Source organism: Xanthomonas sp. F10, from assembly GCF_014206815.1.
In the GTDB taxonomy this organism is placed as follows: Bacteria; Pseudomonadota; Gammaproteobacteria; order Xanthomonadales; family Xanthomonadaceae; genus Xanthomonas_A; species Xanthomonas_A indica.
Window position 1 is genome coordinate 407,061 of record NZ_JACHNP010000001.1, and the last position, 16,979, is coordinate 424,039.

General features: G+C 69.4%; 19 protein-coding genes. 6 read left to right on the forward strand and 13 right to left on the reverse strand.

The window, feature by feature from the left end:
- The first annotated feature begins 106 nt into the window (after positions 1-106).
- Positions 107-850 carry a hypothetical protein gene (locus FHR56_RS01755; RefSeq protein ID WP_160946282.1) on the forward strand — a complete coding sequence of 248 codons (744 nt, stop codon included), beginning with the start codon at positions 107-109 and terminating at the stop codon, positions 848-850.
- A 165-nt stretch (positions 851-1,015) separates the two neighbouring features.
- Here FHR56_RS01755 and FHR56_RS01760 read toward each other — a convergent pair whose 3' ends face one another.
- Positions 1,016-1,552: a DNA-deoxyinosine glycosylase gene (locus tag FHR56_RS01760; protein WP_160946281.1), complete on the reverse strand. Its 537-nt coding sequence runs from the start codon at positions 1,550-1,552 to the stop codon at positions 1,016-1,018.
- A 182-nt stretch (positions 1,553-1,734) separates the two neighbouring features.
- Between FHR56_RS01760 and FHR56_RS01765 the strand changes: the two genes are divergently transcribed.
- Positions 1,735-2,364, forward strand: coding sequence for an OmpW family outer membrane protein (locus FHR56_RS01765; protein WP_019796411.1), 630 nt, complete (start codon positions 1,735-1,737; stop codon positions 2,362-2,364).
- 107 nt (positions 2,365-2,471) lie between these two features.
- On the opposite strand, the gene FHR56_RS01770 is transcribed toward FHR56_RS01765, so the two are convergent.
- From FHR56_RS01770 to FHR56_RS01790, 5 genes are all read right to left on the reverse strand, one after another.
- On the reverse strand, positions 2,472-3,035 hold the full coding sequence (locus FHR56_RS01770; protein ID WP_160946280.1) for a DUF1453 domain-containing protein: 564 nt from the start codon (positions 3,033-3,035) through the stop codon (positions 2,472-2,474).
- A gap of 13 nt (positions 3,036-3,048) precedes the next feature.
- A complete protein-coding gene (locus FHR56_RS01775; RefSeq protein WP_160946279.1) occupies positions 3,049-3,852 on the reverse strand; it encodes a MetQ/NlpA family ABC transporter substrate-binding protein in 804 nt (267 codons plus the stop codon).
- A 229-nt stretch (positions 3,853-4,081) separates the two neighbouring features.
- Positions 4,082-4,777, reverse strand: a complete 696-nt coding sequence (locus tag FHR56_RS01780) for a methionine ABC transporter permease (RefSeq protein WP_160946278.1) — start codon at positions 4,775-4,777, stop codon at positions 4,082-4,084.
- Positions 4,774-5,781, reverse strand: coding sequence for a methionine ABC transporter ATP-binding protein (locus FHR56_RS01785; RefSeq protein WP_160946277.1), 1,008 nt, complete (start codon positions 5,779-5,781; stop codon positions 4,774-4,776). The genes FHR56_RS01780 and FHR56_RS01785 overlap by 4 nt, the downstream gene beginning before the upstream one ends.
- Positions 5,782-5,881: 100 nt before the next feature.
- Positions 5,882-6,778 carry a DMT family transporter gene (locus FHR56_RS01790; protein ID WP_160946276.1) on the reverse strand — a complete coding sequence of 299 codons (897 nt, stop codon included), beginning with the start codon at positions 6,776-6,778 and terminating at the stop codon, positions 5,882-5,884.
- Between the two features lie 354 nt (positions 6,779-7,132).
- Between FHR56_RS01790 and FHR56_RS01795 the strand changes: the two genes are divergently transcribed.
- Positions 7,133-7,615, forward strand: coding sequence for a YajQ family cyclic di-GMP-binding protein (locus FHR56_RS01795; RefSeq protein WP_019798247.1), 483 nt, complete (start codon positions 7,133-7,135; stop codon positions 7,613-7,615).
- Positions 7,616-7,986: 371 nt separating this feature from the next.
- Positions 7,987-8,553: a DUF1415 domain-containing protein gene (locus FHR56_RS01800; protein ID WP_184502580.1), complete on the forward strand. Its 567-nt coding sequence runs from the start codon at positions 7,987-7,989 to the stop codon at positions 8,551-8,553.
- A 318-nt stretch (positions 8,554-8,871) separates the two neighbouring features.
- On the opposite strand, the gene FHR56_RS01805 is transcribed toward FHR56_RS01800, so the two are convergent.
- Together FHR56_RS01805 and FHR56_RS01810 are read right to left on the reverse strand one after the other, a co-directional pair.
- Positions 8,872-9,579 (reverse strand): pseudouridine synthase, encoded by a 708-nt coding sequence (locus FHR56_RS01805; protein WP_160946275.1) that lies wholly within the window; start codon positions 9,577-9,579, stop codon positions 8,872-8,874.
- Entirely contained in the window at positions 9,576-10,643 is a 1,068-nt protein-coding gene (locus tag FHR56_RS01810; protein ID WP_160946274.1) for a methyltransferase, read from the reverse strand. Before FHR56_RS01810 ends, FHR56_RS01805 begins: the two co-directional genes overlap by 4 nt.
- 144 nt (positions 10,644-10,787) lie before the next feature.
- On the opposite strand from FHR56_RS01810, the gene FHR56_RS01815 reads away from it, so the two are divergent.
- On the forward strand, positions 10,788-11,051 hold the full coding sequence (locus tag FHR56_RS01815) for a hypothetical protein (protein WP_017908770.1): 264 nt from the start codon (positions 10,788-10,790) through the stop codon (positions 11,049-11,051).
- Between the two features lie 444 nt (positions 11,052-11,495).
- On the opposite strand, the gene FHR56_RS01820 is transcribed toward FHR56_RS01815, so the two are convergent.
- The 5 genes from FHR56_RS01820 to FHR56_RS01840 form a co-directional block, all read right to left on the reverse strand.
- Positions 11,496-12,830, reverse strand: coding sequence for a sorbosone dehydrogenase family protein (locus FHR56_RS01820; protein WP_160946273.1), 1,335 nt, complete (start codon positions 12,828-12,830; stop codon positions 11,496-11,498).
- Between the two features lie 74 nt (positions 12,831-12,904).
- Positions 12,905-13,225, reverse strand: a complete 321-nt coding sequence (locus FHR56_RS01825) for a DUF3247 family protein (RefSeq protein WP_160946272.1) — start codon at positions 13,223-13,225, stop codon at positions 12,905-12,907.
- Between the two features lie 73 nt (positions 13,226-13,298).
- Positions 13,299-15,302, reverse strand: a complete 2,004-nt coding sequence (locus FHR56_RS01830) for an ATP-binding protein (protein WP_160946271.1) — start codon at positions 15,300-15,302, stop codon at positions 13,299-13,301.
- Positions 15,303-15,466: 164 nt separating this feature from the next.
- Positions 15,467-15,715, reverse strand: coding sequence for a hypothetical protein (locus FHR56_RS01835; RefSeq protein WP_184502623.1), 249 nt, complete (start codon positions 15,713-15,715; stop codon positions 15,467-15,469).
- Between the two features lie 19 nt (positions 15,716-15,734).
- A complete protein-coding gene (locus FHR56_RS01840; RefSeq protein ID WP_160946270.1) occupies positions 15,735-16,205 on the reverse strand; it encodes a hypothetical protein in 471 nt (156 codons plus the stop codon).
- A gap of 192 nt (positions 16,206-16,397) precedes the next feature.
- Here FHR56_RS01840 and FHR56_RS01845 point away from each other — a divergent pair, with 192 nt between their 5' ends.
- Positions 16,398-16,967: a DUF3016 domain-containing protein gene (locus FHR56_RS01845; RefSeq protein WP_160946269.1), complete on the forward strand. Its 570-nt coding sequence runs from the start codon at positions 16,398-16,400 to the stop codon at positions 16,965-16,967.
- Positions 16,968-16,979: the final 12 nt, after the last annotated feature.

Genomic DNA, 16,979 nt, shown 5'->3' on the forward strand with positions numbered 1-16,979 from the left:
CGCCGCTGCCGGCGGACAGTACGCCGGCGCATGTTGCGCACCAGCGCCGGTGCGCCGCCTTCACGGCGCCGCGGCTAGGCTCGCCGCAGATTTCCGGAGGGCAGGCATGCGGATCCTGGTGCTGTTGATGGCGTTGGCGATGCCGCTGGTCGCCTGGTTCGGGCAACGCGGTGCGTTCGGCCCCACCAATGGCGCCATCTCCGACCGCTACCCGACCCTGATCGTCGCCGCCGGCTACGCCTTCGCGATCTGGGGCGTGATCTTCCTGCTCGACCTGGCCTTCGGCCTGTGGCAATGCAGCGCGCGGCGCCGCCGCGGCAGCGCGCTGGCACAGGTGCGGGCACCGGCGGCGCTGGGCTTTGCGCTGACTGCGGCGTGGATGCCGGTGTTCTCCCAGCAGCACTTCCTGCTGGCGCTGGCGGTGATCTGGACCGCGCTGGCGGCGATGCTGCTGGCCGCGCTGCGGCTGTCGCGCGATCCGGCGGTCGAACCCGGCCAGACCCTGTGGGCGTGGCTGCCGCTGTCGCTGCACGCCGGCTGGCTGTCGCTGGCGGCGTTCCTGAACACCGCACAGGTGATCGTGGCCTACCGCTGGCTGCCGACCGAGCGGATGCTGCCGTGGAGCCTGGTGCTGTTCGCGCTGGCGGCGGCGCTGCTGCTGGGCATGAACCGGGCGATGCGCGGCAATCTCGCCTATGCGGCGGCGGCGCTGTGGGCGCTGGCCGCGGTCTACGTCAAACAGGCCGGGAGCACGCTGGCCGGTGCGCAGACCGCGGCATGGGTGGCCTTGCTGCTCGCCGCGCTGTTGGCGCTGCAGACGCTGTGGTTGCGCCTGCGCGCGCGCCGCTGATCCAGCGGCGTGACGCCAGGGCAGCTCCAATCACCTGTTTTTGCCACACAGCGCGCCGTCTCGCGTAGGAGCGGCTTCAGCCGCGACGAGGCGCTCTCTCGACAACGCGCTGTCGCGGCTGAAGCCGCTCCTACGCAGGTGCCGCCTGTGGGCGGCGCCTTTCAATCACCCGCCCGTCGGCGCGCGCAACCAGTGCTGCAGCGGCGACCACGCCTGCAGCAGGCGCGGCCAGGCGAAGGCGGCATTGGCCGGGCTGCTGGACGGCAGCGACAACAGCTCCAGTGGCGGATCGCGCAGCGGCAACTGCGGCTGCACGAAGCGCGCGAACGCCTGCGCCGCCGCCGCGCCGTTGCAGGCGATGGCGCGCAGCTGCGGCAACTGCGCGATGCGTTCGGGCAAGGCGTTGGGCACTTCGCTGCCGCGCACGATCGCCGCGTCCAGGCTGCCGCGGCGGCGGCACTGGCCGATCACGTCCCACAGGCCCACGCCGGCCGCATGCAGCGCCTGCACCCGCGCTGCAGCGTCCAGCGCCGGATCGACGTCGCACAACGCCGCCATCAGTGGCCAGAATCGGTTGCGCGGATGCGCGTAGTAGCGCGACTGCTGCAACGACGCCGTACCAGGCATGGAGCCGAGCACCAGCACTCGGCAATCGTCGCGTATCTGCGCGGGCAGCCCCTGCAACAGCGGCTGCGTCGTCACGTCGCGCGCATCAGGATGAACGGCCAAAAGTCTTAAAACCTCGTTATTTCAAGCATCAAGCGCAAGTGCCTGAACGTCGCCTGCATTCGTCCGACGAGGGTCGGCGACGATTCATCTTCTCATCGATACGGTGTGCGCGCCCACTCCCGTGGCCCCACAAGAAAAAGATGAGGAGATACCCCATGCGGTCCATTCAGATCCTGAGCCTGGCTGTCGTGTCCGCCCTTGCGTTTGCGCCCGCCGCATTCGCACAGGATGCCGATACCGCTTCCGGCAAGCACTTCTCCGTCGTCGGCAGCGCGACCCTGCTCGACCCGCATTCCAAGCCGGCCGCCGGCCTCGACGTCGATGGCGGCCCGGCGCCGACCATCAGCGCCAGCTGGCTGATCGACGACAACTGGGCGGTCGAACTGTGGGGCGCTGCCGACAAGTTCAACCACCGCGTCAAGGCCGATGGCATCGGCAAGGTCGGCACCGTCGAGCAGCAGCCGATCGCGCTGAGCGGCCAGTACCACTTCGGCCAGGCGGACAACGTGTTCCGTCCGTTCGTCGGCGTCGGTTACTACGAGTCCAACTTCAGCAACGAGAAGCTCGCCGGCCTCGACGCCGACCAGCACATCAGCCTGGACACCGCCAAGGGCGCCATCGGCACCGTCGGCGTGGACATGAACATCAACTCCACCTGGTTCGCCCGTGCCGATGCGCGTTACATGCACTCGCGTCCGGAGCTGAAGGTGGCCGGCGAAGGCACCGGCGAAGACCTGAAGCTGGATCCGTGGCTGTTCAGCTTCGGCGTCGGCGCGCGCTTCTAAGCGTTCCGTCTCCAGTGCTTGCGCAAACGGGCCCGACAGGGCCCGTTTGTTTTTGTGCGTGCGTTACTTGCAACAACACCAGCGAAACTGCATCGCGTACGCAGCCCTCAGCGCGGCGAGCGATCGAAACTGCGGTAGCGGGTGTAGCGACGCAGGCGACGCCGCAACAGCCAGGCGTAGGCGCAGGCATAGCCGAGCAACAAGGCCGCGGCCGCCAGCAGGCTCGCATGACTCATCCAGCCCTCGGTCGGCCAGGCGGCGCCATCGACCAGGCTGCGCCAACCCTGCCACACCCCGGCACCGATGCGGATCGCCACCAGCGCGGTCATGCCCAGCGCCAACCACAGGTTCGGCGTGTAATGCAGGCCGTGCGGCAGCGGTTCGAAGCGGGTGGCGACACTGCCGAGCGCACCCAGCAGCACGCCGATGCCCCAGCCGACCAACGCATGCGTGGCTGCTCCGGCCCACCAGTGCCCGGCGATCAGCGCGAAGACCAGCAGCACCACGCTGGACAACAGCGCCGACCACAGTTGCACTGCGACCAGCCAAGCGCGCGCCTGGCGCCGCGCCGTGCCCACGCGGAAGCGCTGCAGCAGCGACAGCGGCAACAGCACCGCGGTCACCGCCAGCGCGATCACGATCGCCAGCGGAATGGCCAGCAGCAGCGGCATGCGCGCGGGCCGATCAGAACGCCGGCAGCACCGCGCCCTGGTACTTGCGCTGGATGAAGGCCTTCACTTCCGGGCTGGTCAGCGCCTTGGCCAGCTTCTGCACGCGCGGATCGTCCTTGTTGTCGGGACGCGCGACCAGGAAGTTCACGTAGGGCGAATCCTTGCTCTCGATCGCCAGTGCGTCGCGGGTCGGATTGAGTCCGGCGTCGAGCGCGTAATTGGTGTTGATCAGCGCCAGGTCGACCTGGTCCAGCACCCGCGGCAGCATCGCCGAATCCAGCTCGCGGAACTTCAGCTGCTTGGGATTGGCGACGATGTCGCGCTGGGTGGACAGCGCGTCGCTCGGATCCTTGAGCTTGATGACCCCGGCCTTGTCCAGCAGGATCAGCGCGCGGCTGTTGTTGCTGGGGTCGTTGGGGATCACCACGTCGGCGCCCTGCGGCAGCGCGTCCAGCGACTTGTAGCGGCGCGAATAGGCGCCGAACGGCTCGATGTGCACGCCGACCACGGTGACCAGGTTGCTCTTGCGGTCGCGGTTGTAGGCCTGCAGGTAGGGCTCGGTCTGGAAGTAGTTCACGTCGATCTGCTTCTGCACCACCTGGTCGTTGGGCTGCACGTAGTCGTTGAACACGCGCACGTCCAGGGTCACGCCCTGCTGCTCCAGCATCGGCTTGACCACCTCCAGGATCTCAGCGTGCGGCACCGCGGTGGCGGCGACGCTGAGGTGGTCGCTGCCGGCACCGGCATCGGGCTTGCCGCAGCCGCCGAGGACGAGCACGGCGCTAGCGAGCAGGAGGCGGAACGGGAATCGGGTCATGGCAGGTATCCGGGAAACGTGGGGAAGGAGAAGGGCAGCAGCCAGGTCTGTCAGCACGCTAGCAGACCCGGCCTCGCGCTGCGGCGAAAGGCCGGGGATTGGCGCCCTGGCGCAGGCGCGGCGCTCGTCCCGGGGTGTGCGATCCGGCACCGCGCCCGCGCTGGCGGCAGCGGTCGCGGCTGATCCCGCAAAGGGGGCAAGCGCCGCTCCTACGCCGGCACGCGGGACATCAGCGCCGGCTGTAATGCGCGACCAGGCGATCGCCGAGCATCTGCAGCGCCTGCACCAGCAACAGCAGGATCACCACCGTCACCAGGGCCACGTCGGCATGCGAGCGCTGGTAGCCGTCGCGGTAGGCCAGGTCGCCGAGGCCGCCGGAGCCGATCGCGCCGCCCATGGCGGTGAAGCCGATCAGGGCGATGGTGGTCACCGTGGCGCCGGCGATCAGGCCCGGCCGCGCCTCCGGCAGTAGCACGCGCGTCACCAGTTGCCAGGTGGTCGCGCCCATCGCCAGGCTGGCCTCGACCACGCCGCGGTCCACTTCGCGCAGCGCGGTCTCCACCAGCCGCGCGTAGAACGGCGCCGCGCCCACCACCAGCGGCAGGATCGCGCCGCGCACGCCCAGCGAGGTGCCCATCGCCCACAGCGTCAACGGGATCATCGCGATCATCAAAATGATGAAGGGCACCGAGCGCAGCACGTTGATCACCAGCGCCAGGCTGCCGTACAGCAACGGCTTCTGATGCGTCTGGCGCGGGCCGGTGAGGAACAGCAGCACGCCTAGCGGCAGGCCGATCAGCAGGGTCAGCGGCAGCGAGCCGCCGAGCATCAGCAGCGTATCGACGGTGGCGCGGCCGATCTCGCTCCACTTGCCGGCATCGAGATTGCGGAAGAAGCCGCTGGCGGCGGTGGCGAACGGCATCATCGGCGCAACTCCTGCACGTGCACGCCGGCAGCGACGAACTCGGCCTGCGCCGCATCCATGTCGCCACCGACCAGGGCCACGGTGAGCTGGCCGTAGGGGATGTCCTTGATCCGGTCGATGCGCCCGGACAGGATGTTGTAGTCCACCGCCGTGGCGCGGGCGATGCGCCCGAGCAGCGGCGCGTAAGTGTCGGCGCCGAGGAAGGTCAGGCGCAGGATGCGCCCGTCCACCGCGGTGAGGTCGCGGTGCAGGTCGCCCTCGTCGACGTGCTCGGCTTCGGAGACGAAGCGCTTGGTGGTCGGATGCTGCGGATGCAGGAACACCTCGGTGACCGGCCCGCTCTCGACCAGGTGCCCGGCATCGAGCACCGCCACGCGGTCGCAGACCCGGCGGATCACTTCCATCTCGTGGGTGATCAGCACGATGGTCAGGCCCAGCTCGCGGTTGATCTGCGCCAGCAGCGCCAGCACCGAGGCGGTGGTCTGCGGATCCAGCGCGCTGGTGGCCTCGTCGCACAGCAGGATCCGCGGCCGCGTGGCCAGAGCGCGGGCGATGCCGACGCGCTGCTTCTGCCCGCCCGACAGCTGCGCCGGGTACTTGCCGGCATGCGTGGCCAGCCCGACCCGCTCCAGCAGCTCGGCCACCCGCGCGTCGATCTCGGCGCGCGGCGTACCGGCCAGTTCCAGCGGGAAGGCGACGTTGCCGGCGACCGTGCGCGAGGACAGCAGGTTGAAGTGCTGGAAGATCATACCCACGCGCTGGCGCAGGGTCCGCAGCCCGGCGCGGTCCAGCGCGGTGACGTCCTCGCCGTCGATGAGCAGGCGCCCGCCGCTGGGCTCCTCGAGCCGGTTGATCAGCCGGATCAGGGTCGACTTGCCGGCACCGGAATGGCCGATGATGCCGAACACCTCGCCGGCCTCGATGCGCAGGTCGAGCGGATGCAGCGCCACGACCGGCTGGCCGGCGACGGAATAGGACTTGTGCAGGCGCTCGAACTGGATCAACGCGCGGGACCGGCAGCGACGGGGGGCGCAAAGCCTAGCAGGCCAAGGTGGCGTGCGTTATTCCATTCGATTCTAACGTAGGCGCGCATTGCGGAGTGGGCTACGGCCGCGCCTGCGGCGGCGGGTGCGCCACCGCGCGGATCCGCTCGCGGTGCAGCAGGTACAGGCCGCTGGCGACGATGATCGCCCCGCCCACCCAGGTCCAGGCATCGGGCAGCTTGCGCCACAGCAGCCAGTCCCAGGGGATCACCCACAGCAGGCCGCTGTATTCCAGCGGCGCCACCAGCGAGGCGTCGCCGCGGCGGAACGCCTGGGTCAGCGCCACCTGGCCCAACGCCCCGGCCAGGCCCATGCCGGCGATCCAGCCGGTGTCGGCCGGGCGCAGCGGGGTCCAGTCCGGGAGCGCCAAGGCGCCGGCACCCAGCGCCATGAGCAGCAGAAACCACACCACCAGCGACTGCGGCGTGTCGGTGCGCGCCAGCAGGCTGACCAGCACCGAGGCCACCGCGTACGCGACGGCCGCCAGCAGCACCATCAACCCCGGCAGCGAGACGAACCCGTCCATGCCGGGGCGCAGCACCACCAGCACGCCGACCAGGCCGACGCCGATCGCCGCCCAGCGCCGCGGCCCCACGTATTCGCCCAGCAGCGGCACCGACAGCGCGGCCACCAGCAGCGGCGCGACGAAGTAGATGGTGTAGGCGGTGGACAAGGGCAGGCTGCGCAAGGCCCAGGCGAAGCAGCCGATCATGACGATGCCGAGCACGCCCCGCAGCAGATGCAAGCCCCAGCGCACCGGCCAGATCGCGCGCGGCCCGGCGCTGGCCAGCACCCACACCAGCACGAACGGCAGCGAGGCGCCGCCGCGCAGCGCCGCGACCTGCAGCGCCGGATAGTGCGCGCTGAGTTGCTTCATCGACGCATCCATCAGCGAAAAGAACGCGACCGCGGCGATCATCCACGCAGCGGCGGCGGCATTGGAACGGGAACTGGGCATCGGCGCATTATCGCCGCGATCGGCGATGTGCGTGGCGCCGGAGCGCGTCGCGTCGGGACTGAAGTCCCTCCCACATGGCTCCAGCCCCGGCTGCAGCGGCTGACACAGCCTTCTGTGAGAGCGGCTTCAAGACATCTCCGCGCATCGCGCTGTCTCGTAGGAGCGGCTCTTGTCCCCTTTTGCGGGATTAGCCGCGACAGGGCCTTCCTGGCACAGCAGTCGCGGCTAAAGCCGCTCCTACGACGGCGCCTGTCGTGTCGGCGCAGGGCACTTCTGCGAATCCCCAATCCCGAATCTCCGCCCCATGCACGACCCGCACGTCTTACGATAGGCATCTTTGCCGAGGACTCGCCCATGCCTTCCTTCGATATCGTTTCCGAAGTCGACAAGCACGAACTGACCAATGCCGTCGACCAGGCCAACCGCGAACTGTCGACGCGCTTCGACTTCAAGGGCGTGGAGGCCAAGTTCGAACTGGACGACCAGGTCATCACGCAGTCGGCGCCCAGCGACTTCCAGGTCAAGCAGATGACCGACATCCTGCGCGCGCGCCTGCTGGCACGCGGCATCGACGTGCGCTGCCTGGAGTTCGGCGACGTGGAGACCAACCTGGCCGGCGCGCGGCAGAAGATCACCGTCAAGCAGGGCATCGAGCAGAAGCTGGGCAAGAAGATCGTGGCCACGCTCAAGGAGGCCAAGCTCAAGGTGGAAGCGCAGATCAACGGCGACAAGCTGCGGGTCAGCGGCAAGAAGCGCGACGATCTGCAGGATGCGATCGCGCTGCTGAAGAAGAGCGATTTCGAGCTGCCGCTGCAGTTCGACAACTTCCGCGATTGAGCGCAGTCCGCCGCCCCTCGGATCGGAGCAGAACGCAAGACGGGCCGGACACCTGCCCCGCCGCGCCCGCCTGACGGCGACGCCTCGGCCTTGCGACTCGACAGCGTGGGCCAGGCGACAGCCACGCTGCTGTCGCAGGCCCGCGATGGCCACGCGCTGCACGGCATGCCGGGGTGGCCGCACAGCACCCGCAGGGTCAGCTTCGATGCCCTGCGTTCGTCGCGCATCACGCCACCTGCAGGAGCGGCTCCAGCCGCGATGGCGTTCCAGAAAAGGCCGCGTCGCGGCTGAAGCCGCTCCTGCGCATGCGCCAACCGGGATGATTCGGGGTGTCCTACAATCGCCTGCCTTTCCAAGCCAGCCCCGCGATGATGCACGACGAAATCCCCGGCGACGCGCCCGACTACCTGGGCGACACCCGCCGCTGGCTGGAACGCGCGGTGATCGGCCTGAACCTGTGCCCGTTCGCCAAGGCGGTGCACGTCAAGCAGCAGATCCGCTACGTGCTCAGCGACGCGAGCACGCCCGAGGCGCTGCTCGAACAGTTGGCCGAGGAACTGGTGCTGCTGCGCGACACCCCGGCCGAGCAGATCGACACCACGCTGATCGTGCACCCGGACGTGCTGCAGGACTTCCTCGACTACAACGACTTCCTCGACAACGCCGACGCCGCGGTCGAGGCGCTGGACCTGCAGGGCATCCTGCAGGTGGCCAGTTTCCACCCGCAGTACCAGTTCGCCGGCACCGCGCCGGACGACATCGGCAACTACACCAACCGCGCGCCCTACCCCACCCTGCACCTGCTGCGCGAGGACAGCGTGGAGCGCGCCGTGGCCGCCTTCCCGGACGCGGACGTGATCGTCGAGCGCAATCTCCAGACCCTGGAGAAGCTGGGGCTGGAGGGCTGGAAGCGGGCGGTTGAGGGGCGGGATTCGTGATCGGGAATTGGGGATTGGGGATTGGGGATTTGCAAAGGCAGGACGCGTGGTCGTTGCCGTTGCCAATCCGCATTCCACACATCCCGCGTAGGAGCGGCTTCAGCCGCGACCAGCCGTTACCGGTAACGCCCGGTCGCGGCTGAAGCCGCTCCTACGAGAGCTGCGCTGCTCGCATCGTTGAAACGGCCCATGCGCGCGGTTCAAGACGCCATCGTCCAGCGCAATCCGTCAACCTGGCGACGCTGGGATCGAACCGACATCGGCAAAGGCACGGCGTCGCGACGCCACGCGCCTTTGCCAATCCCGAATCCCTAATCCCTAATCCCGGCCCTCGAACAGCACCGCCACGTCCGCCGCCTCAAGCACCCGCCACTGTCCTGAAGGCAGATCGCCCAGGCCGAAGCCGCCGATGCGGCTGCGGTGCAGCGCGGCCACGTGGTTGCCGACGGCGGCGAACATGCGCCGCACCTGGTGGTAGCGGCCTTCGTGCAGGGCGACGCGCACCTGACGCGGCCCCAGCGTCTCCAGTTCCACCGGCAGCAACGGCGTGGTCTCGCCGTCGAGCATCAGCGTGCCGCTGGCGAATTGCGCCGCTTCGTCGCCGCGCAGGTCCTCGGCCAGGGTGGCCTCGTAGACCTTGGCCAGCCGCGCCTTCGGCGAGACGATGCGATGCAGCAGCGCGCCATCGTCGGTCATCAGCAGCAGGCCGCTGGTGTCGCGGTCCAGCCGCCCCACCGTGGACAGCAGCGGCGAGCGCAGGCGGAAGCGCGGCGGCAGCAGGTCGTAGACGATGCGTCCCGGATCCTTGGTCGAGCAGGTGTAGCCGACCGGCTTGTGCAGCGCCAGGATCAGCCCGGGCGGCGGGTCCAGCGGCTCGCCGTCGACCCGGATCGCCGCGTGCGGCACCTGGTCGTCGGCGTACAGCACCTCGCCGTCGGCATCGGTGATGCGGCCTTCGCGGAACATCAACGCCACCTGCTTGCGGCTGCCGTAGCCCAGGTTGGCCAGGTGCTTGACCAGTTTCATCGGCGCGCTCCGCGGCTGCGCACCGCGTGGATCAGCTTGAAGCCGTCGCGGGTGGCGAGCACCTCGGTTTCGCCGAAACTGGCGTCGAGCACCGCCTCGTAGGGCAAATGCCGGTTGGCGACCAGGAACAGCCGCCCGCCAGGCGCCAGCGCCTGCGCCGCCACCGCGATGAAGCGCCGGCCGATGTCCGGCCGTTCCATCCGCCCCGGCGCATGGAACGGCGGATTGCTGACGATGACGTCGTACTGCCCCGGCAGTCCGGTGGTCACATCGTGCCAGTGGAAGCCCAGCGTCACTCCGGCCGGCGCCTGCGCCAGGTTGGCGCGCGCCAGCGCCAGCGCGCGCGCGTCGGCCTCGAACAGGTCCAGCGCGGTCAGCTGTGGACAGCGCGCCAGCAACTCCGCGGATAGATAGCCGTAGCCGGCGCCGAGATCGGCGGCACGGCCGCGCAGGTCGGCGGGCAGGTGCTCGGCCAGCAGCGCCGAGGCCGGGTCGATGCGGTCCCAGGCGAACACGCCCGGGCGACTGCGGAAGCGCCCGTCCAGGATCGGCCGCACCGCATCCAGTTTCGCCCAGCGCTGCTGCAGCGCGGCGTCGTGGCCGCCCTGCAGCGGCGCGGTCCAGTACACCCGGCAGTGGTGCTTGGTCAGCTTGCCGCCGAGACCGGCCAGTTGCTTCAGGTCGTCCTCGCCGGAGCGCGCGCCCTCGTTGTTGGCCTGGCAGGCCACCACCACACCGCCCGGCGCGGCCAGCGCCACCGCACGCGCCAGCAGCGCCCGCGCTTCCTCGCGCTGGCGCGGCGGCAGCACCAGCACCAGCGCGTAGCCGCCGGCATCGGCATCGCCGTCCTGCTCGGCGCGTACGGTCCAGCCACCTTGCTGCAGCGCACTGGCGAACGGTCGGTAATCCTGCTCGCAGACCAGTTGCGACGGCTGCGCGTGCTGGCGCAGCGCCCAACCGTCGCGGGCGCGCAGGAACAGCACCTTGCCGGCCGGCCAGCGCAGCACGCGCTGGGCGAACGGCAGGAACAGGGTCTCGAGAGGGGCGTCTTGCGCGGCCGGCATCGGGCGTTGTCTTCGGAACAGGGACGCGCATTCTACCGGCAGCGCGCGGTGACCCTCGGTTTTGCGCGAATCCAACGCATCATTGATGTTTCGGCAACATCGCCGCGCCTAGGCTGCAAGGCACCCAACGACTGGAGAGGCAGCATGCGCGCAGTGTTCATCGGCGGCGTCGTCGACAACAGCGAAGTGGACCTGGATGGCAGCCAGCCGCCGTTGCACTACCCGGAGAACACCGGCACCGGACGTCCGCGCTACCGCCTGCACCAGCGCGGCGCACGTGACGACGGCAGCGTGGTCTACGCCGTCTACGCGGCCCCGGAGCTGGGCGATACCGAAGTGGAGCGGGTGTTCAACGAACGCGGCTACGCCCGCCGTTTCGGCGTGGAGCCGGCACCGGTGGAGCACTGATACCGGGCAGTAACCCAGTACACCCAGACGCGATACGTAGGAGCGGCTTCAGCCGCGGCCGGGCCTCCCCAGGAGTGCCCGGTCGCGGCTGGAGCCGTTCCTACGACGGCCATGACAGGCTGTGTGAACGCGCGCCGGCATCGGCGCGATTTCGACGGTAGAAACGCCGAACAAGTCCAGTGCGGGAGCGGCTTCGGGCCGCGACGGAATTTCCGTGTGCCGCCGGTCGCGGCTGAAGCCGCTCCTACGCGAGTGCATTCCGCAGGACACCGCTGCGCCTGCAGTGGGAGACGCGATCCTGGACCCTGGCGCCGCCACGTCGACCCAGTCTTTTGTAGGAGCGACCTCAGCCGCGACCGGTCTCCATCAGCCAGCCCCCGTCGCAACCAAGACGCCGCTACGATCGGTGCGGATTGGCGCAGCGGACGTCACGCCCGCTGCCGCTCATTTGCCCGGCTTCGGCGTCACCCGCCACACCACGTTGCCGACGTCGTCGGCGACCAGCAGCGCGCCGGGCTTGTCCACCGCCACGCCGACCGGGCGGCCCTGCGCGCGGCCCTCGGCGTCGAGGAAGCCGGTCAGCACGTCCTGCGGCTTGCCGCTGGGCTTGCCGTTGGCGAAGGGCACGTAGATCACCTTGTAGCCGGACGGCGGATCGCGGTTCCAGGAGCCGTGCTGGCCGATGAAGGCACCGCCGCGGTAGGTCGGCGGCAACAGGGCGCCCTCGTAGAAGGCCAGGCCCAGCGAGGCGGTGTGCGCGCCCAGCGCATAGTCGGGCTTGATCGCGCTGGCCACCATCTCCGCATTCTGCGGCTGCACGCGCTCGTCCACGTGCTGGCCGTAATAGCTGTACGGCCAGCCATAAAAGCCGCCCTCGCGCACCGAGGTCAGGTAATCGGGCACCAGATCGCTGCCGAGCTCGTCGCGTTCGTTGACCACGGTCCACAGCGTGTCGGTACCCGGCTGCCAGGCCAGGCCGACCGGATTGCGCAGGCCGCTGGCGAACACGCGGGTGGCGCCGCTGGCCGCGTCCACCTCGAGGATCGCGGCGCGGTTGAGCTCCTGCTCCATGCCGTTCTCGGCGACATTGCTGTTGGAGCCGACGCCCACATACAGCTTCTTGCCGTCGCGGCTGGCCAGCAGGCTCTTGGTCCAGTGGTGGTTGATGCCACCGGGCAGATTGGCGACGAAGCTGGGCGCGGCGGTGATCTGCGTATCGCCGTCCTTGTACGGGAAGCTGACCAGGGCATCGGCATTGGCGATGTACAGGCGGTCGCCGACCAGGGCCATGCCGAACGGCGAATACAAACCCTTGAGGAACTGGGTGCGCACCTCGGCGACGCCGTCGCCGTCGGCATCGCGCAGCAGGGTGATGCGGTTGGCGCTGGGCACGGTGGCGCCGGCCTTGGACATCATCGCGCCCTGGATCTTGTCGCGCAGGCCGCTGCTCTCCTTTTCCGGCGCCGGCGGCTCGGCGGTCTCGGCGACCAGCACGTCGCCGTTGGGCAGCACGTACAGCCAGCGCGGATGGTCGAGATCACGGGCGAAGGCCTGCACCGCCAGGTCGGCGGCGGGCACCGGCGCGGCGCCATCGGCCCAGCGCTTGACCTCGGCGATCTTGACCGTGGGGATCATGCGCTTGACCGGATCGGGCAGCACCGGATCCGGTCCCATGCCGTCCTCGATGGGGTGCTTGGCGGTGTCGCCGCAGGCGGCGAGCAGGGCGGCGCTGAGCGCACACAACACCCAACGGGCACGAATCGGCGAAGACATGGCCATGCGTCTTGGATATCCGGGAACACGGGGGAACCCCGATGATGCCCAGCCATGGCCCGGAAAAAGTGAAAGATGCGTCAAGAGGCGTCGCCGCGCGGATCGATGTCCCAGGGCCGCGCCGGCAGCTGGCGCACGCTGCGGATTTCGTCCAGCCACAGGTAGTGGTGCTCGGCGGGATCGTCCAGCCCGTCGATGCGCACCTGCGCATTGCTGCCTTCCTGCTCGTTGGCATCGCGGAACAGCTGGATGCTGGGACGGATCGTCACCGTACCGAGGAAGGTGCTGCCGTCCTCGAGTTCGATGCGCACGTTGGACTGCTCCGGCAGTTGCTTGGCCAGTTCTTCCAGTGCCTGGATCTGCGCCTGGTCGGTGTGGACACGCTTGGCGTACTTGGTCATCGGTGGACTCCGTGCGAGGGACGTTCCACCGTAGCGCCGCCGGCGTGAGCCGGCGGGCAAGAGCGCAGCTGCCCTAGCGCTGCCGCGCGAAGCGTACCGCCGAGACCAGTTGCGCCACGCTGTAGGGCTTGGCCAGGTGCTCCTGGAAGCCGGACTGCAGCGCGCGCTGGCGATCATCGGCACGCGCCAGCGCGGTCACTGCCACCGCCGGCAGTTCGTCCGCGCCCAGACCCATGTTCTCGCGCACGGTGCGGATCAGGCCATAGCCGTCCATGCCCGGCATGCCGATGTCGGTGACCATCACATCGATCGCGGCATGGCCGCCGCCGTCGAGCACCTCCAGCGCCTCGCTGGCCGAGCCCACCGCGACCACGTCGGCGCCCTGCTCCTCGAGCAGGCGCCGCAGGTAGTCGAGCATGTCCGGCTGGTCCTCCACCGCCAGCAGGCGCACGCCCTTGAGCGAATACGCCTCGACCACCTGCTCGGCCATCGCGAACGCGCGCACTTCGCGCAGCGGGCGCGAGCCCGGCGCGTCGCGGTGCAGCGGCAGGCGCACGGTGAACACCGAGCCGCAGCCACGGCCTTCGCTGGCCGCGCTGATCTGCCCGCCGTGCATCTCCACCAGTTGCTGCACGATCGCAAGGCCCAGGCCCAGGCCGCCGTGCAGGCGCGTGGTGGTGCTGTCGGCCTGGCGGAAGCGGCCGAACAGATGCGGCAGGAATTCCGGCGGGATGCCGTCGCCGGAATCGCGCACCGCCACGCTGACATGCTCGCCATCGTCCTCGAGGTCGATCGCCAGGGCAATGCGCCCGTGCGCGGGGGTGAACTTGATCGCGTTGGACAACAGGTTCCAGAACACCTGCTGCAGGCGCGTGGCGTCGCCCAGCACCATGCACGGCTGCGAGGGCGCCTGCAGGGTCAGTGCCTGGTCCTTGCCTTCGGCCACCGGCTCCTGCGCACGCATCGCCTCGCGCACCTGCTCGGCCAGGTCCAGCGCCTCCACTTCCAGTTGCACCTTGCCCAGCAGCATGCTGCTGAGATCGAGCATGTCCGAGATCAGCCGTTGCTGCGCGCGCGCGCTGCTGGCGATCACCGACAGGCCCTTGCTGCTCGGATCGCCCGGCGGCAGCCGCTGCAGCAGCAGATCGCTCCAGCCGAGGATGGTGGTCAGCGGCGTGCGCAGTTCGTGCGACAGCGTCGCCAGGAACTCGTCCTTGAGCCGCGCCATGCTCTCGGCGGCGTTGCGCGCGCTGCGCTCGGATTCCAGCAGTTGCTCCCGCGCCAGTTCGATGTCGCGGCGTTCGGTGACGTCCGGGCTGCTGCCGGCCAGGCCGATGAACTGGCCCTCGGCGGAATAGCGCGGCATCGCGGTCATTTCCAACCAGCGCCATTCGCCATCGTGGCGGCGCGCGCGCACCAGCGCGCGCAGGTTGCGCTGGTCGTGCAGCGCGCTGCGCAGCTCGTAGGCGAACACGCCCACGTCCTCCGGATGCAGCACGTCGCCCCAGCCCGGGCGCGCCCCGTCGGTGTCCAGATCGATGCCGAAGAATTCGGCATAGGCGGTGTTGGTGAAGCGCAGTTCGCCATGAGCGTCCAGCACCCACACCGGCATCGGCAGGCCCTCGGCCAGTGCGCTGAAGCGCGCCTCGCTCTCGGCGAGGTCGCGCTCCATACGCTTGCGCTCGGTGATGTCGAGGAACTGCACGGCGACCAGGTGCTGCTCGGGCGCGCCGATGCGGAAAGCATCCACCGTCCACCAACGGGCCAGCGGCGTGGAGAAATTCTCGAACTTGGCCGAGCGTCCGCTCAGCGCCACCTCGCCATACAGCCGGAACCAGTGCTCCTCATGGGTCGGCGCCAGGTCGCGCATGCGTCGGCCGAACGCGTCGTGCAACCCGGTTTCGCGCTCGAACGCCTGATTGACCTCCAGAAAAACGTAGTCCACCGCGCGCTGAGTCTCGTCGAACAGAACCTGGATCACGCAGAAGCCGGCGTCGATCTTGTCGAAGATCTCGCGGTAATGCAGATCCGTCGCCTTCACGAGCGGAGACGAGGTGGTGTCGGGGCTGGCATGCATGACGGAGTAGCTCTGAAAGCGGCCTACGGCAACGGAGTGAAGACGGTGCCCGGCATCCGCGGCGCAACAACGGCGCGCGAGGAACGGCGAGGCGGAACCCCCATCTTGTTAAGCGACTCCGCCGCCGTCAAGCCGCGACTTCCGCCGCGCCTGCCCGACCCGGCTCACCAGAAGAAGGCGACCACCAAGACGATGCCCAGCAGCGACAGGCCGATGCCGGCCAACACCATCCACTGGGTCAGGCGCGCATTGCGCAAGGCCTGTTCTTCCAGCCAGCGCTCGGCTTCCTCGCGCCACGCCGGCGGCGGCGAGGCCTCCAGCAACTGCTGCACGCGTGCCGCCCCCAACCGCCGGCATTGCCGGCGGCATTCTTCGGGAACCACGGTGCGCTCGGGCGCGCTGACGACGGACATGACGACGTTCCTGAATTGCTCAGCCGAGCGTGAAACGCGGCGCGTCGCTGGCGAGCTCGTGTTCCACCGCCATCCGCGCCAATCGCGTGTAGTTGGCGCGCGGGCCGGCACCACGGCCGACGATCAGGCCGAGGTATTCCAGGCCCGTCCACACCCGCGCCTTCCACTCCACGCCGTGCTCGGCCAGCACCAGCGTCAGCGTGTAGCGGAAGCTTTGCCCCTGCGGACTGCGGTAGTGATAGCTGGGCGGGAACTGCACGGCCACATCGCGTGCCTCGCCGAGCGAGACCAGGTAACGCCGCAACAGCTGGCGCACGTCGTCGCCAGGGTTCAGGCGCAACTGCCGCGCGGCGTCGTCCAGGTTGGCCTGGTGCTCGACGAAGGCGGCCGCACCGCTGGCCGGGCTGTGCCCGTGGCGCTTGGCCCAGTCGATGAACTGCAGGCGCACATCGCTGCCGGTGTGGGCCTGGTGGAACAACGGCGTCTTCATGCGATCCCCGCGTCACTCGAGTGGCATCCATCCTCGCGCGCGCACCGTGAAGCAGGCGGCGAGGCGATGTGAGCCGTCCGTCATGCCGCGGCGGATGAATCGGCGGCCAACGCTCGCCGCCGCGTGCCTCGCCGCGATTGCGGGCGCGCCGGCGCAGGCACACACTGGGCGTACGCCTCCTGGAGATCCGCCATGAAGATCCGCTATGCCTGGACGGCGCTGGCTGCTGCCTGCCTGTGGGCGGGCGGCGCCTCCGCCGAGATCCGCAACGTCACCGACCCGCAGGCCCCGCGCAGCCTCACCAGCGACGGCCCGGTGCAGGTCAGTTGGGCCGATCCGGCCACCTTCAGCGAACTGCGGCAGAGCCGCAATCGCTGGGAAGCCGAACGCGGCGACTGGGTGCAGGACCTGGCCGCCTACCTGCAGAAGCAGGCCGCCAAGCAACTGCAGCCCGGCCAGCGCCTGGACATCAAGCTGACCGACATCAAGCGCGCCGGCGACTACGAGCCCTGGCACGGCCCGAACTGGAACGACGTGCGGGTGATGCGCGACCTGTACCCGCCGCGGATCAGCCTCGACTTCACCCTGTACGGCGCCGACGGCCAGGTGCTGGCTCAGGGCCAGCCGAAGCTGATGGACCCGAGCTATCTGTACAACAGCTCGGTCGGCCTGAGCACCGATCCGCTGCGCTACGAAAAGCGCATGCTCGACGACTGGCTGCGCCGCCAGTTGCGCAAGGACAGCGCGGTCGCCGAACGCTGAGGCAGCACGCGC

What these genes read in the sequence shown, in the direction of transcription:
- FHR56_RS01765 (WP_019796411.1), top strand. Translation starts at nt 1,735, where the DNA reads ATGCGGTCCATTCAGATCCTGAGCCTGGCTGTCGTGTCCGCCCTTGCG.
- FHR56_RS01800 (WP_184502580.1), top strand. Translation starts at nt 7,987, where the DNA reads ATGCACGACGAAATCCCCGGCGACGCGCCCGACTACCTGGGCGACACC.
- FHR56_RS01770 (WP_160946280.1), bottom strand. Translation starts at nt 3,035, where the DNA reads ATGCCGCTGCTGCTGGCCATTCCGCTGGCGATCGTGATCGCGCTGGCG.
- FHR56_RS01825 (WP_160946272.1), bottom strand. Translation starts at nt 13,225, where the DNA reads ATGACCAAGTACGCCAAGCGTGTCCACACCGACCAGGCGCAGATCCAG.
- FHR56_RS01815 (WP_017908770.1), top strand. Translation starts at nt 10,788, where the DNA reads ATGCGCGCAGTGTTCATCGGCGGCGTCGTCGACAACAGCGAAGTGGAC.
- FHR56_RS01780 (WP_160946278.1), bottom strand. Translation starts at nt 4,777, where the DNA reads ATGATGCCGTTCGCCACCGCCGCCAGCGGCTTCTTCCGCAATCTCGAT.
- FHR56_RS01810 (WP_160946274.1), bottom strand. Translation starts at nt 10,643, where the DNA reads ATGCCGGCCGCGCAAGACGCCCCTCTCGAGACCCTGTTCCTGCCGTTC.
- FHR56_RS01805 (WP_160946275.1), bottom strand. Translation starts at nt 9,579, where the DNA reads ATGAAACTGGTCAAGCACCTGGCCAACCTGGGCTACGGCAGCCGCAAG.
- FHR56_RS01845 (WP_160946269.1), top strand. Translation starts at nt 16,398, where the DNA reads ATGAAGATCCGCTATGCCTGGACGGCGCTGGCTGCTGCCTGCCTGTGG.
- FHR56_RS01835 (WP_184502623.1), bottom strand. Translation starts at nt 15,715, where the DNA reads ATGTCCGTCGTCAGCGCGCCCGAGCGCACCGTGGTTCCCGAAGAATGC.
- FHR56_RS01830 (WP_160946271.1), bottom strand. Translation starts at nt 15,302, where the DNA reads ATGCATGCCAGCCCCGACACCACCTCGTCTCCGCTCGTGAAGGCGACG.
- FHR56_RS01790 (WP_160946276.1), bottom strand. Translation starts at nt 6,778, where the DNA reads ATGCCCAGTTCCCGTTCCAATGCCGCCGCCGCTGCGTGGATGATCGCC.
- FHR56_RS01775 (WP_160946279.1), bottom strand. Translation starts at nt 3,852, where the DNA reads ATGACCCGATTCCCGTTCCGCCTCCTGCTCGCTAGCGCCGTGCTCGTC.
- FHR56_RS01820 (WP_160946273.1), bottom strand. Translation starts at nt 12,830, where the DNA reads ATGGCCATGTCTTCGCCGATTCGTGCCCGTTGGGTGTTGTGTGCGCTC.
- FHR56_RS01840 (WP_160946270.1), bottom strand. Translation starts at nt 16,205, where the DNA reads ATGAAGACGCCGTTGTTCCACCAGGCCCACACCGGCAGCGATGTGCGC.
- FHR56_RS01755 (WP_160946282.1), top strand. Translation starts at nt 107, where the DNA reads ATGCGGATCCTGGTGCTGTTGATGGCGTTGGCGATGCCGCTGGTCGCC.
- FHR56_RS01795 (WP_019798247.1), top strand. Translation starts at nt 7,133, where the DNA reads ATGCCTTCCTTCGATATCGTTTCCGAAGTCGACAAGCACGAACTGACC.